At 36.3% G+C, this 15,274-nt stretch carries 13 protein-coding genes; 6 read left to right on the plus strand and 7 right to left on the minus strand.

Features of this window, described 5'->3' with window-relative positions:
* The first annotated feature begins 235 nt into the window (after positions 1-235).
* The 6 genes from NiCM35_RS02270 to addA all read left to right on the plus strand — a co-directional run bounded on the left by NiCM35_RS02270 (position 236) and on the right by addA (position 12,393).
* Positions 236-2,221, plus strand: a complete 1,986-nt coding sequence (locus tag NiCM35_RS02270; RefSeq protein ID WP_123259796.1) for a S9 family peptidase — start codon at positions 236-238, stop codon at positions 2,219-2,221.
* 328 nt (positions 2,222-2,549) lie between these two features.
* Positions 2,550-3,491 (plus strand): LCP family protein, encoded by a 942-nt coding sequence (locus NiCM35_RS02275; RefSeq protein ID WP_095330085.1) that lies wholly within the window; start codon positions 2,550-2,552, stop codon positions 3,489-3,491.
* Positions 3,492-3,708: 217 nt separating this feature from the next.
* Complete coding sequence (locus NiCM35_RS02280; protein WP_095330084.1) at positions 3,709-4,329, plus strand: TVP38/TMEM64 family protein; 621 nt, start codon at positions 3,709-3,711, stop codon at positions 4,327-4,329.
* Between the two features lie 38 nt (positions 4,330-4,367).
* Positions 4,368-4,922, plus strand: coding sequence for a signal peptidase I (gene lepB / locus NiCM35_RS02285; RefSeq protein WP_095330083.1), 555 nt, complete (start codon positions 4,368-4,370; stop codon positions 4,920-4,922).
* A 252-nt stretch (positions 4,923-5,174) separates the two neighbouring features.
* Complete coding sequence (gene addB / locus NiCM35_RS02290; protein ID WP_095330082.1) at positions 5,175-8,666, plus strand: helicase-exonuclease AddAB subunit AddB; 3,492 nt, start codon at positions 5,175-5,177, stop codon at positions 8,664-8,666.
* Positions 8,653-12,393 carry a helicase-exonuclease AddAB subunit AddA gene (addA, locus tag NiCM35_RS02295; RefSeq protein ID WP_095330081.1) on the plus strand — a complete coding sequence of 1,247 codons (3,741 nt, stop codon included), beginning with the start codon at positions 8,653-8,655 and terminating at the stop codon, positions 12,391-12,393. Before addB ends, addA begins: the two co-directional genes overlap by 14 nt.
* An 87-nt stretch (positions 12,394-12,480) precedes the next feature.
* Here the strand turns inward: addA and NiCM35_RS02300 are convergent, their stop codons facing one another.
* From NiCM35_RS02300 to NiCM35_RS02330, 7 genes are all read right to left on the minus strand, one after another.
* Positions 12,481-12,699 carry a spore germination protein gene (locus tag NiCM35_RS02300; RefSeq protein ID WP_095330080.1) on the minus strand — a complete coding sequence of 73 codons (219 nt, stop codon included), beginning with the start codon at positions 12,697-12,699 and terminating at the stop codon, positions 12,481-12,483.
* Between the two features lie 49 nt (positions 12,700-12,748).
* Positions 12,749-12,967 (minus strand): spore germination protein, encoded by a 219-nt coding sequence (locus NiCM35_RS02305; RefSeq protein ID WP_047943094.1) that lies wholly within the window; start codon positions 12,965-12,967, stop codon positions 12,749-12,751.
* A 129-nt stretch (positions 12,968-13,096) separates the two neighbouring features.
* Positions 13,097-13,612 carry a spore germination protein GerPE gene (locus NiCM35_RS02310; RefSeq protein ID WP_235850262.1) on the minus strand — a complete coding sequence of 172 codons (516 nt, stop codon included), beginning with the start codon at positions 13,610-13,612 and terminating at the stop codon, positions 13,097-13,099.
* Entirely contained in the window at positions 13,612-13,791 is a 180-nt protein-coding gene (locus NiCM35_RS02315; RefSeq protein ID WP_016202027.1) for a hypothetical protein, read from the minus strand. The genes NiCM35_RS02310 and NiCM35_RS02315 overlap by 1 nt, the downstream gene beginning before the upstream one ends.
* Complete coding sequence (gerPC, locus tag NiCM35_RS02320) at positions 13,788-14,423, minus strand: spore germination protein GerPC (protein WP_433778502.1); 636 nt, start codon at positions 14,421-14,423, stop codon at positions 13,788-13,790. Before gerPC ends, NiCM35_RS02315 begins: the two co-directional genes overlap by 4 nt.
* Positions 14,424-14,456: 33 nt before the next feature.
* Entirely contained in the window at positions 14,457-14,696 is a 240-nt protein-coding gene (locus NiCM35_RS02325) for a spore germination protein GerPB (RefSeq protein ID WP_095330077.1), read from the minus strand.
* Positions 14,697-14,723: 27 nt separating this feature from the next.
* Positions 14,724-14,945: a spore germination protein gene (locus tag NiCM35_RS02330; RefSeq protein WP_095330076.1), complete on the minus strand. Its 222-nt coding sequence runs from the start codon at positions 14,943-14,945 to the stop codon at positions 14,724-14,726.
* Between the last annotated feature and the right edge of the window lie 329 nt (positions 14,946-15,274).

Here is a 15,274-nt window from a genome sequence, read left to right on the forward strand (position 1 = left end):
TACCCCTTTCCTTTAACATAAACAGAACGTTTGTTCTCTGTTTATGATAATACCTTTTTTATTTCCTATTTTCAAGTGAATAATGATAATTTTAGAGTGGCTTACAGAATTGCTTCAATAATTGTACAAAGCTCCCTTGCTATCTTTGATAAAATATAAAAGAAAAAAGACAGCTTAAGAAGGGAAAAGTATTTCAGTTGTCGAAATATATAACTACTTTAATTAAGAAAGGAAGATGGAAGTGAAAGAAAGTAAAAGAATAAATGCAGAAGATTTGTATGAATTAAATTCTGTGGTGGATCCTCAAGTAAAAGGGGAAGAGTGTTTGTATGTAGTCACTTCCATTTGCCAAGAGACTGATAAGTATTATTCCAATATTTATTATAAAGATCTAAACACACTTGAAACAATGCAATGGACGTTTGGAAAACATCAAAATCATTCTCCAAGATGGTCACCGACTGGAGAAGAAATTGTCTTTATTTCTAATCGTTCTGGAAAAAATCAATTATTTTTATTAAGTAAAAAAGGTGGCGAAGCAGAGCAGCTTACTTATTTAGTGAATGGAGTGAGTAATCCTGTATGGTCACCTGATGGCACAGAAATAGCTTTTCAATGCCATTTTAAAAAAGGAGAGACAGTAGAAGATAAAGAGATGAAAACAGATGAGAAGGAAGAAAAGCTCTCTGCTCTAGAGGTGACAAATATGAAATATAAATCAGATGGAAAGGGTTTTTGGGATGGCAGCTATGATCATATCGCTGTCTTAAATATTAAGAATAAAACAATCAAACAACTTACTTCTGGAGAAAATAATTATTATTTGCAAAGCTGGTCACCTAATGGTCAATACATAGCAATTAGTGCAGATGAAAGCAAAGAAAAGGACTTCAGCTTTATCTCTGATATTTATCTCTACAATAGAAAAGAAGAAAGTTGGAAGAAGATAACGGAAGGCAACGGAAATTATGGAAAAGCTACATGGACTCCTGATAGTAGAAGATTAGGATTAATAGGGAGTGACAGAGAGTATGAAAATGCCACTCTATCACAGCTATGGGTGTATGAGGTAGAAGCTGACTTTCTCCAATGTTTAACACCAGAATGGGATGTGAATGTTGGGGATTATGCAATCGGTGATTTTCAACAGGGAACTGTAACACCTGGTATGCTGTGGGGAGAGGACAATGAAAGCTTTACCTTTTTAGCAACAGATCATGGAAATACAGTTGTTTATTTTGGAAATACTTCTGGAGCGATCTATCCATCTCTTATTGATAACCAGCATGTATATGGCTTATCTACAGGAGGCAGTCTAAAAAAAGCGGTGGTGGCCATTAGTACACCTACACATCCCGGAGATTTATATACATTAAATTTAGAGACTGGAGAAACTAAGCAAATAACCAATGTAAATAAAGTGTTTGTGGAAACACGAGCATTTTCTGAAGCAGAACCGCTACAATTTACGTCTCGGGATGGTTGGGATCTTCATGGGTGGTTAATGAAGCCACAAGGTTTTAAAGAGGGTGAAAAATATCCGATGGTAGTAGAGATTCATGGAGGACCGCATGCAATGTATGCTAATTCTTATTTTCATGAATTTCAAACATTAACATCCAATGGTTTTGCTGTACTATTTATTAATCCGAGAGGAAGCCATGGATATGGACAGCAATTTGTAGATGCTGTCCGTGGAGACTATGGTGGAAAGGATTATGAAGACATTATGGATGCCATTGATTATGCAATAGAAACATTTGATTTTATTGATGCTTCTCGTCTAGCTGTTACAGGAGGAAGCTATGGCGGCTTTATGACAAACTGGATTGTTGGACATACAGACCGTTTCAAGGCAGCTGTTACACAGCGCTCCATCTCTAATTGGATTAGTTTTTATGGAGTAAGTGATATAGGGTATTACTTCACTGATTGGCAAATAAAAGCAGATTTAAATGATATAGAAACACTGTGGAAGCATTCTCCATTAGCCTATGTAAATAACATACAAACACCTTTACTAATATTACATAGTGAAAAAGATTATCGTTGTCCAATTGAACAGGCAGAACAGTTGTTTATTGCCTTGAAGGTACAAAAGAAAAAAACAAAATTTGTCCGTTTTCCAGAATCAAATCATGAACTTTCCAGAAGTGGCAAACCTGCACTTCGAATAGAGCGATTAAACTATATTAACAATTGGTTTTTAGAGTACGTATAATTAATCAATAAAAGAGGGTGCCGTTGGGTGCCCTCTTTTATTGATATGGGATTTTGGAATAAATACTTTGATATTAAGAGGAGCGTATATGGAGACAGAGAGAAAAAAGGACAATGTTACCTTGTAATGTAATTTTAAGCAGAAAAAAATGTAGAATGGAACATTTTTTGATATGATAGTAAAAAGAAAGATAATGACGAAGAAATTAAGGGGCTAGATAAAGCATAGGAATTTACATGGAAAAGAAGGTCTATAAATTTTTTACAAAGGCTACAATTAATAATGAAATAATTAAAAAATGAGATTGATATAGAAAGGATTAAAAGAAATGGGGAGAGAAGAATATAGAAAAGGAAAGAAAAGAAGGAGATTACGAAAAGGAAGAGTTTTCTTTCTAGTCCTTATTCTATTTATATTAGCTGTAACTATATATAGTATTTTTCAATATAAGCAAGGTGAGAAGCAATCGTTAGGGAAGATAGGAATAGACGAGGTTAAATATGAATTTAATGGGGAAAAAGATAGTAACGGAGGTACAAATATTCTTTTACTGGGAAGTGACCAGCGTAAAGGGGAAAAGCAATCTAGAACCGATACGATTATGATTGCCCAATACCATCCGGATAAAGGTACATATAAAATCATATCGTTAATGAGAGACATGTATGTAGATATACCAGGATATGGACAAGGTAGAATAAATACAGCTTATACGGTAGATGGTCCTGAATTACTAAGACAAACCATTAAACAAAATTTCGATATAGATTTACAATATTATGCAATTGTCAATTTTGAAGGATTTGAAGCAGTAATTGATGAAGCATTCCCAAATGGTGTAGAAATCGATGTAGAGAAGCAAATGTCTAAAAATATTGGTGTGACATTAGAGCCGGGACTACAGCATTTAAATGGAAAGCAGTTACTGGGATATGTACGTTTCCGACATGATGCAGAATCGGACTTTGGAAGAGTAGCAAGACAACAAAAGACATTACAAGCGATCGCTGATCAGGTTTCCGCTGTTCAAACATTTGCTAAATTGCCTAAATTGGCAGGGGTTATTATGCCATATATTAATACGAGCATGGATACTGGCGATATGCTATTTATCGGCAAAGATTTACTGACTTCCAAAAGTCATGAGGTAGAATCGTTAAGAGTTCCAGTAGACGGAACTTTCCAAGATATGAAAGTGAATGGGGCTGCTGTATTATCTGTCGATTTAGAAGCAAATAAAGCAGCGATAAAAGAATTTTTAGCGCAATAAATGGAGTTTTTTTAACATATTCTTTATATTTAATTAGCGATGTACGAATTAAAATGGTATAGGCAGAGGGATTTTGGGGCTGCCAATGTTAAAGCGAAAATGTCTATATAAGGAGCGGAAAGATCCTTGTATTTTATTAGATTAATTAAAAAATCAACACTATTAAAAGAATACACATACGAAAAGATGCGTAAGTTATACAAGGGGTTTTGTGCTCATGGATATGAACTTAATTAAAGAATGGTTTACGCTTGAAAGAATAATGGATTTAATTGATAGTTATCGTTCATTTGGACCGTTGCCAGGGGTCTTACTTCCGCTGATAGAAGCGTTCTTTCCTTTCTTGCCGCTGTTTGTTTTTATTATGGCTAATGTGAACGCATTTGGGTTTTGGCTGGGATTTCTCTATTCATGGGTTGGAACAATTTTAGGAGCATTGCTTGTATTCTCTATCATTAGGAAATATGGAAAGAAAAGAATGCTGAGATTTTTAAGTAATCATAAAAAAGTGCAGAAGCCAATGATCTGGATTGAAAGACATGGATTTGGCCCATTGTTCTTGCTTTTATGTTTTCCATTTACACCATCTGCACTTGTAAATATAGTAGCTGGTTTATCGAGAATTAGTACGAGCCAATATATTCTGGCAGTAATTGCGGGTAAGCTCGTTATGATTAGCACGATTAGCTTTATCGGTTATGATTTACGCTCCATGATTGCCCAGCCATTACGTACGATACCTGTCGCGATTGCTATCTTTATTCTTTGGTTTATTGGAAAAAGGATCGAAATTAAAATGAATAATGTTGGGATTGATGAGAAAGAGAGAAGCCATTAATAAAATGGTTTGTAAATATTGTTTGGAGGAGATAGAGGTTGAAAGAAGCAATAAAGAAAGAAAGCATAGAATGGTTAAAGGCATTTGCTATCGGAATTATCATCTTTATTATAATTCGTGCTTTTTTCTTCTCCAATTATGTAGTGGAAGGTGAATCGATGATGCCTACCCTGCAGGACGGAAATAAATTAGTTGTTAATAAAGTTGGTTATAAAATGACTGACTTTAATCACTTTGATATTATTGTTTTTCATGCAAATAAAAATGATGATTATGTGAAACGAGTAATTGGCATCCCTGGAGATAAAGTAGAGTATAGAGATGACCACCTATTTATAAATGGGAAAAAGTATGAGGAGCCTTTCTTAGATGATTACCGAAAACAAGTATCTTCTGGAAGGCTGACAGGGAATTTTACATTAAAAGAGATTACTGGTGAAGCTACAGTTCCAAAGGGGAAATTATTTGTATTAGGGGATAATCGATTAGGAAGCTGGGATAGCCGACATTTCGGATTTATTTCTATTGACCAAGTAGTTGGGAAAGTAAGCTTGCGCTATTGGCCATTTAATGAAATACAATTTTCTTTTTAGGGAAGGGTGGACGTAAGCATCTTTTTTTAAATAAATAAATTGCCAAAAATTATATGAATCTTTTTTTATAATTGTTTGGGTCTATCTTAAGCTGGGATAATTATGTCCCAGCATCTTTTTTTTGTTAAAACTAGCTCTTCGAAAAAGAGAAAAATTATCCAGCAGCACTTTTCTATAGAAACATGTGTTTCTATGTTATGATGATAATTACATAAAAGGAATAATGGAGATAGAAAAAAAGGGGGTTATTGGATGACTGTTCGCTTATTAACAGGTCGGTCTGGAACCGGGAAAACAACGTTCTGTATAGAAGAAATTCAAGCGAAACTTGCTGAAAATCCAGAAGGGAATCCGATTATTTATATCGTTCCAGATCAGATGACCTTTATGTCAGATCAACGTTTATTGTCTGGCTCGAATGTTCAGGGAATGTTTCGTTCGCAAGTATATAGTTTTACCCGCCTTGCATGGAGAGTACTGCAAGAAACAGGCGGAATCAGCCGCTACCACATTAATAGTATGGGTGTAAGCATGCTGATTCGAAAAATAATAGAAGAGAATAAAAATGAACTAACTCTATTTAAAAAAGTTGCCGATAAGAACGGATTTATTGATCAGGTAGAACAATTAGTCACGGAATTTAGACGATATACTGTTACTCCAGAGGAACTGTTAGCAACGAAAGCGCAATTAGCAGGAACAAAAGAATCAACCAAGGCTTTACAGGATAAAATCAGTGACCTTGAATTAATCTATGAAAAGTTCGAAGAAAGAATTATTGGGAATTACATTGATGGGGAGGATTATTTCCGTTTGCTTGCGGAAAAGATTAGCGAGTCCTCTTATTTGCAAAAAGCTGAAATTTATATTGATGGTTTTTATAGCTTTACACCTCAAGAGTATTTAATCATTCAGCAGTTAATGCATACATGTGAAAAGGTGACGATTACGAATACACTCGATCCTTTTTCTTCCCAAAATGATGACTTAAGTTTATTCCGAATGACTACAGAATCCTTCCAAACTATTCAAGCGATGGCTAAGCAATTAGGAGTAGAAGTCGAGGTTGTCAAACTCGCAAAATTCAAAAAAAGTAGCCATCCATCGTTAGTTCATATAGAAAGTCATTTTGATAGCAGACCAGCTAGAGCTTTTACTGAAGATGCAACTATTAAATTTGCTGAAAGCGTAAATCCGCGTGCAGAAATAGAAGGGATTGCACGGGAAATCGTAAAACTCGTTAGACATAAGAATTACCGCTATCGAGAGATTAGTTTACTGTCTCGAAATTTGTCAGCCTATCAAAATATTATAGAAACTGTATTTAGAGATTATCATATCCCTTTTTTTATTGATCAGAAAAGTAGAATGCATGATCATCCTTTGGTGGAGCTGATCCGTTCCTCTTTAGAAATTTTCGATACAAATTGGCGCTATGAGCCGGTGTTTCGTTCGATAAAAACGGAGTTACTATTTCCACTTCATGAACGTAAAAATAAGATTAGAGAAAAAGTAGACAGGCTTGAAAACTATTGTCTTGCATATGGAATAAAGGGAAATAAGTGGACTTCAAAAGAACGCTGGAAGTATCGAAGAATTAAGGGGCTGGAATTTGAACAAGGTGTACAGACGGATGCAGAAAAGGAATTCGAACAAGAATTAAATGAACTGCGTCTCTCTTTAACTGCTCCTCTAATCCGTCTTCAAAACCGTTTGAAAAGAGGAAAAACTGGTAGAGCGAAATGTGAAGCACTATATTTATTTTTAGAAGAGCTTGAAGTGCCGGTGAAGATGGAGTATTGGAAGAATGAGTTAGAGAGCAAAGGGGAGCTAGTAAAAGCTGGAGAGCATGATCAAGCATGGAACAGTATAGTAGATCTATTAGATCAATTTGTGGAGATACTCGGGGAAGAGGAATTTTCAACAAAGCAATTTGCAACGGTGATTAGTGCAGGGCTAGATACATTAAAGTTTTCTCTTGTTCCTCCAGCACTGGATCAAGTATTGATTGCTGACTTAGAACAGTCTCGTTTAAATGATATAAAGGTTGCGTTTGTTATCGGTCTAAATGAGGGTGTTTTTCCATCGAGATTTCAGGATGAGGGAATACTTGCAGACACAGATAGAGAATCATTACAACAAAAAGGGATGAAGCTTGCTCCTACAAGCAAAACAAGGTTATTAGACGAGGAGTTTCTTGCATACAAAGCATTTACAACGCCAACGGATTATCTTTATTTAACCTATCCACTAGCAAATGATGAAGGAAAGTCTATCTTGCCATCTACTTATATCAAAAGAATGCAGGATCTATTTCCAAAAGCTGAAACTGTCTATTATATGTCTGATCCGAAAGAATTGTCAGAAGAAGGCCAGCTTGATTATGTGGTTCATTTACAAACAACTTTGTCTTACCTTACTGGCCAGCTTTATTTGAAGAAAAGAGAGTATCCTATCTATGATTTCTGGTGGGATGTTTACAATGAGTATATCGAACACCCAAATTGGAGAGAACCAGCCAAAAAGGTTTTTTCTAGTTTAACTTATCAAAATAAAACCGAGAAATTATCGGAACAAACAAGCAGTGAATTGTATGGAGATACTATTTCAGCAAGTGTTTCGAGAATGGAGTTATTTCATGCTTGTCCATTTTCGCATTTTGCTACCCATGGATTAAAGCTCCGCGAACGGCAAGTATATCGTTTAGAAGCACCTGCTATTGGTGATTTATTTCATGCAGCCTTAAAATATATTGCGGAAACAGTTATGCATCAAGAGTTAATGTGGTCTAGTTTAACAAGAGAGCAATGTGAAAGTTTAGCAAGAGATGCGGTAGAAATGCTCGCACCTAAATTGCAGAATGAGATATTGCTTAGTACTAATAGACATCATTATATAAAAAGAAAGCTAGAACAAATCATTAGCAGAGCTTCTCTTATTTTAAGCGAACATGCCAAACATAGCGGTTTCTCGCCAATTGATTTAGAACTTGAATTTGGACCAAAAGGTAAGCTGCCATCGATTTCTTTTCCGCTGAAAAATGGCACAAATATGAATCTGATTGGTAGAATTGACCGTGTTGATAAGGCTGAAGTTGGGGATGAAGTATATTTACGTGTAATTGACTATAAATCAAGTGGTCAAGAATTAAATATGAATGAAGTTTACTATGGCTTGTCCTTACAGATGCTTACTTATTTGGACTTAATTATTACAAACAGCACAATTTTGGTGGATAAGAAAGCGAGCCCGGCTGGAGTATTATATTTTCATGTTCATAATCCGATGATTTCCAGTAAAAAAATCCTTACATTAGATGAAATTGAAGAAGAGCTATTAAAGAAGTTTAAAATGAATGGGTTAATGCTGGGAGAAGAACGAGTCATTCAGTTAATGGATGAAACATTGGAAAAAGGGAATTCGCCAATTGTCCCGGCAGGTTTTAAAACTGATGGCACCCTTACGAAGGCATCGAAGGTAGCTACAAGAGACGACTTTAGCAAAATGCAAAAATTTGTACGTCACAAATATAAAGATTCAGGAAATAAGATTATTAGTGGAGAAGTAGGTATAGAACCTTATCGATTAAATGACAAGAAGCCTTGTACTTTCTGCTCGTTTAAGTCTGTCTGTCAATTTGATGAAGCATTAGAAACAAATCAATATAGACAATTGCCAGCCTACTCAAAAGACGAGGTACTGCAATTAATTAGAGAGGAGGCTAATACAAGTGAAAGAGATTAATATACCGGACAAGCCAGCAGATGTTACCTGGACAGATGATCAGTGGAAAGCGATTATGTCTAGTGGACAGGATATCTTAGTCGCAGCGGCAGCTGGCTCAGGTAAAACAGCCGTATTAGTTGAAAGAATGATTCGAAAAATCGTTTCCGATCAGCCAATCAATGTGGATGAATTGCTCGTTGTTACGTTTACGAACGCATCAGCAGCAGAAATGAAGCACCGGATCGGCGAAGTGCTGGAAAAAGAAATCAATGCAAATCCAGCCTCCCAGCATTTAAAAAGACAGCTGGTACTTTTAAATAAAGCCCATATCTCCACCATACATTCTTTCTGTTTAGAAGTTATTCGAAAATATTATTATCTAATTGATTTAGATCCAGGCTTTAGAATTGCTGATGAAACAGAAGGACAATTATTAAGAGATGAATGCTTAGAAGATCTTTTTGAAGAGGAATACGGGAAGGAAAATAATCTCGCCTTTTTTGATCTAGTAGATGCTTTTACAAATGACCGCAGTGATGATGCTTTGCAGCGAATGATTCAAGAAATATATGATTTTTCCCGCTCTAATCCATTTCCGTCTGCTTATTTACAGTCTTTAATCGAGATGTATGATAGGAAAGAAGATGCAGATATTACTGAATTGCCATTTATGAAGCATTTAATTGATGATGTGGAGCTGCAGCTAGAAGGTGTGAGGAAGCTGCTTGAGTATGGCTACGAATTGACAAAGCTTCCAGGAGGTCCCGCCCCGAGAGCGAGCAACTTCTTGGACGATTTAGAATTAGTCTCTATTTTAGAAAAGGCAAAGGCACATTCCTGGGAAACTTTATATGAGGCCATGCAGTCATTGAAATTTTCACGGGCAAAACCTTGCAAAGGAGACGAATATGATCCAGCGCTAGTGGAAGAGGGACAAAGAATCAGAGATCGCGCAAAAAAAATATTGCAAGAAATGCAAAGCGATCTTTTTACAAGAAAACCACAGAATTTCTTAAAGGATATGGCGGCGATGAAGCCACATGTAGAGACACTTGTTTATTTAGTGGAGGCCTTTGGGCAAAGATTCCAACAAATAAAAATGGATAAAGGGTTAGTGGACTTTGCTGATTTAGAGCACTTTTGTCTAGCTATCTTAAGTCAGCCAGAAGAAAACAACACGGAGCTTATTCCATCAGAAGCAGCATGGTTTTATCGAAATCAGTTTAAAGAAGTGCTTATCGATGAGTATCAGGATGTAAACTTAGTGCAGGAATCTATTTTAAAGCTAGTAACAAAGGATAGTGAGTCGGAAGGAAATCTATTTATGGTTGGCGATGTAAAACAAAGTATTTATCGCTTCCGATTAGCAGAGCCTAATCTATTCTTAGCGAAATATCTTCGGTTTCAAGAACGGGAAGATGCTGGTTATAAAATCGATTTAGCGAAAAATTTTCGCAGTAGAAAAGAAGTATTAGAAGGAACTAACTTTCTCTTCAAACAAATTATGGGTGTAAAAGTAGGCGAAATCGAATACGATGAAAGTGCAGAATTAAAGCTAGGTGCAAGTTATCCAGAAGAAACTCCTTATCCGATTGAAGTTGCATTAGTAAATCAGCGTGATTCAAGCGAAGACATGGAGATGGACGGAGAATCAACGGGACTTGATGCAGCAGAACTGGAACAATCCCAATTAGAAGCAAGAGTAATTGCTGAAAAGGTAAAAGAATTATTTGAAACAAACCAAGAGGTATATGACGCAAAACAAAAAGCATATCGACCAATTCGTTATAAGGATATGGTCATCTTATTGCGATCCATGACATGGGCTCCGCAAATAATGGAAGAATTAAAGCAGTATAATATCCCGACCTATGCGAATTTAACAACTGGCTATTTTGAATCCACAGAAGTGGATATCATGATGTCTTTACTAAAGATTATCGATAATCCATATCAAGATATTCCGCTTGCTTCGGTTCTTCGCTCTCCCATCGTGGGATTAACCGAAGAGGAATTAAGTAAGCTGAGGATTGCCAAGAAACAAGGAGCTTTTTATGAAGCTATCCAAGCTTTTATTCAATCCAATAATCAGAAAGAAGAAGCTTTGTATGCAAAAATAAGACCATTCTTTGATAAATTTGCAGATTGGCGCTCTGAGGCAAGAAGAGGGGCGTTATCTGAACTAATTTGGAGGCTTTATCGAGAAACATATTTTTATGATTTTGTGGGGGGATTACCAGCAGGAAATCAGCGTCAGGCGAATTTGCGTGCACTTTATGACAGGGCTCGGCAATATGAAGAAACATCGTTTCGCGGGTTATTTCGCTTCCTGCGATTTGTAGAGAGAATGAGGGATCGCGGCAATGATTTAGGTGCTGCAAGAGCTTTAACCGAACAAGAAGATGTTATTCGAATTATGACAATTCACAGCAGTAAAGGTTTAGAGTTCCCATTTGTATTTATGGCAGGGTTGGGCCGGAATTTCAATACAATGGATTTAAGAAAGAACTTTTTATTGGATAAGGATTTAGGTTTTGCTACGAAATATATTGATGCCAAAAAGCGAATATCTTATCCGTCTCTCCCGCAAATTGCATTTGCTAAAAAGAAAAAAATGGAGTTGCTGGCAGAGGAGATGCGCGTCTTATATGTTGCATTAACTAGAGCAAAGGAAAAGCTGATTTTAATAGGTGCGGTGAAGGATATCGAAAAGGCAAAGCAGAAATGGTCCCAAATCGCAGGGCATTCAAACTGGCTTTTAAATGAATTTGATCGTGCCCAAGCGAAGTCATACTTAGATTGGATCGGTCCTGCATTAGTAAGACATCGTGACAACAAATGGATTCATTTAGAAAGTTGGAGTGAGAAAGAGGAAATTTCTTTCCATCCATCTAATTGGGAAGTGAAAATTCTTCAAAAAGAGGAGCTTCTAAACCGATCGGTGGAGGAAGAAAATAAAGAAAACGAATGGCTAGAAAAAGTATCGGAAGGAAAGCGAATGGATCGTTCCTCTGTATATAAAGATGACATTAAGGAAACTTTCGGATGGTCCTATTTTTCCAAGGAAAGCACCTCTCATCGCTCTAAGCAGTCTGTATCCGAATTGAAGCGTCAAGGAGAACTGCGGGATGCTCAAAGTGGGACAGATCTTGCTAAGAAATGGAAGCAAACGGTCTGGAATCGACCGAAGTTTATGCAGGAAAAAAAATTAAGCCCCGCAGAAATCGGAACTGCTATGCATATGGTTATGCAGCATGTAGATGTAAAAGCGATAGTTACAGAAGCTAGTCTGACGCAATTATTAGAAGATATGGTCAAAAAAGAACTATTATCGTCTGAGCAGGCAGAAGTTATTGATATTGCTTCTATTTTATCCTTTTTCCAATCACCTTTAGGAAAAAGAATGCAGCAGGCACCAAAGCTTGTAAGAGAAATTCCTTTTAATATTGCTTATCCAGCAAGCCGAGTATATGCAGACTGGCAGGGAGAAGAAGAGCCAGTTCTCGTTCAAGGAATTATTGATGTATTCTTTGAAGATGACTTAGGTACTGTATTGCTTGATTATAAAACAGACACAATATCTGGTCGTTATAAGAGTGGATATGAAGAAGCAAAACCAATATTAGAATCACGCTATAAAGTGCAAATAGAGCTTTATACAGAAGCATTGGAAAAAATCTTAAAGCGAAAAATAGAAGAGAAATACTTATTCTTTTTTGATGGTGCACATGTGTTGAAGTTGTAAAAATTCTCGTGTCCTATTCGTATAAAATGGCCTCCTGCAAAGCTTGTAGGAGGCCGAATTAATGTAGAAAGCGGAGTGGGATATTTATTAATTATTACCGGAAATAGGCTGATCAACCCCGCTGCTATCTGTATAATTGCTGGAATTGACTGCATTATTAGTGATTACAAATGCACCATTATTTCCAGTACCTGAACCTACTGTTGATTTTGCGTTATCCTTAGGAGAAATAAATAGAGAATCTCCAAATTGCACAATTCCCTCTCCCGTGTTAACAATTTGAATCGGACCTATTATAGTAGGCATAATTATTTCCTCCTTGAAAAATATAATGGAACCTTAAGGGGCTTAGCAGCTAGTTATTTGCAACAACTGGTTGATCAAGTAAACTTGTATCTATATAGTTACTAGCGTTTAATCCATTATTTGTTATAATAAATGCTCCCGTATTGGAGGTACCAGAGCCTAAGGTTGCCTTTGAATTTCCTTTTGGAGAAATAAATAATGAATCCCCAAATTGTACAATTCCTTCCCCTACGTTAACAATTTGTACTGGTCCTACAATTGCAGGCATTTTTTTACCTCCTTGTTTCTATAACATGTTATTAGTTTATCTTTAGCCAGTATGGCCTATTAACATGGAAGATTTGGCTTTATAAAAGAAAGTGTAATTCCGAATGCATACACAATGGCATCTTTTTGATTATTCCGGTGCTGATGTTTCCACGTCTGAAATAGGCGAACCAGAGAGAGCCGTGCCAGTAACAGAGACAGAACTTTCACTTGCTGACATATCTAATTGGCCAGGTTCATTTAATGGAATTAAGTTATTTCCAGCTTCTGTCGCCATATCTTGCTCGAATTGACGAATGTGTTTAATTCTTGCTTCGGTATATATATGACGGCAATTCCCTATTTGAAGCAAGGAAGCAGAAGATATTCCTGTAATATTTATATGATGAACTTTAATAATCGGTTTAAGATTTTCAAAATGACATTCTACATTTTCCATAATCGGAATTAACGGGATAGGCTCCTTAAAAACATCATAGTCTTTATAATCACTTTCCGATCCATAAAAGAGTTCCTTTTGTCTTTGAACAGCTATAGCACGTGAAAGGGCTTGATGGTAAGTGGCGTCACCAAGCTCCACAATGGAAGAAAAGGACACAGTACTAATATTAATCGAATCGACAACAGAAGTACGTTGAAACATCATTAAATTTTGGGATGCAGTGGAACAAAGGGACCGATGATGAGAGATTCAGCAGGTGTATCAAAGGTGGAAGCTAATTGAATAGTTTGGGCATCACCCACTAAGCAGATAGAGGAGCTTGCAACCCCAATAATATTTATATTTCCTACTTGAAGCTCTCGATTGTATACTTGAAAATTCATTCTTTTCCACTTCCCTTCATATTATCCGGTATATTGCTTAAAAATAAATGCACGCCATTTTCCATTTCTTCCTTTAACGCTTTGATAATCGCTTCATTTGTTAAAATACTTCCATTTTGTTTACGGTTAGCACCTTGTTGTAAGTAATATTGAATTCTAGTGGGCAATTGTTTAGAAATATCATCTTGAATAAAGGTGACATATGATTCTTCTTCAGACATATTCAACTCTAATTGTTTCTTTCGAATGATATCTGGTAGTTCTAATTGAATAAATTGATTCATTTCCTCTTCTATATCCATAGATCGATTCATCATTTGCTTTGGATCAATAGGCGGATAGAAAGGGGCATGTGGTTGACTAATTGGTGAACTTGGATTAATAGCCAGCTCTTCGATGTTGCTTAAATCCTCCGGGTTTAGCCCAATATTTAATGTTCCTTCTAATGTCTCTACTTTTAGCTGATCGAAGCTGTAATCAATTCGTTCAATATGAACAGTAGGTTTTTCTTTTATCGCTGTAAGATCGCTGGTTAAAGCAGCCACTTGCTTTTCTAAATCGATTATTCTCTTTTCAAGCTGCTGTAAATAATGACGCATTTTTTCGCTGTATTCATAAAAATCATATGACAATTCTATCCCCCCTTTCCTTCGTGAAAATTAGTCCTATTTACGAGGAGACTGCAAGGGAACTGCTGGCGTAAAAACTGTTTCTTCTTCTGCAATGTTTAGTCCCGGCTCACTTGGAGAAAGCTCAGGAGCCGATTCTGTGAATCCACCTGTATTATATAAATAAGAAGCGGGTTTAATAATACCTGCACTTCCTATTTGTAATACGGAAGAGTTAGAGATACCTCCAATTTTAAGTGTATTTATTACGATAGATTGTTGAATAAAGTAATTCATGTTCACACACCTTTTAGTCTACTTACGCTACGCATTTGCTGCAATTGGCTGATCTATGCCATCATTATCATACGTATTAGTAGAACTACGATAGTTAGTAACATTTAATCCATCACCCGTATTAAAAGAGCCAGATCCAGAAAAAGTTTTCGCGCTAGAGATAGGCATCATTTTGTATACATCACCAATATTAAAAATAGAGCTACCTCCAACTGATATAACTTGAGCTACTCCAACAATAGCTGGCATATACAACATCCTTTATCCAATATTCTTATACATACTATGGAACTCAACGGAATAGGTGATACATTTACCTAGATAGATAACTTCACCAGTGAGTTTCCTTATCGATATTGATGGGTTAGTTGAACCATTCGGCCCATTACTAAGGCAATTCTTTCACCCGTCCTAAAGTCTTACTGTTCGTTATGAGTGGAGATTATCTTCTCTTAATTAGCCTATTCTTATGAATGGTTGTACTATGACAAGAAAACTGTCCATATGGATTGGCAAAAAATACTTATGACAGGACTATATTTTTTGTTAGGTTTTTTCTATTTGGAAAAAACATTTAG

Origin of the sequence: Niallia sp. M35 (genome assembly GCF_050971705.1) — a bacterium.
GTDB classification, from domain to species: domain Bacteria; phylum Bacillota; class Bacilli; order Bacillales; family Cytobacillaceae; genus Niallia; species Niallia circulans_A.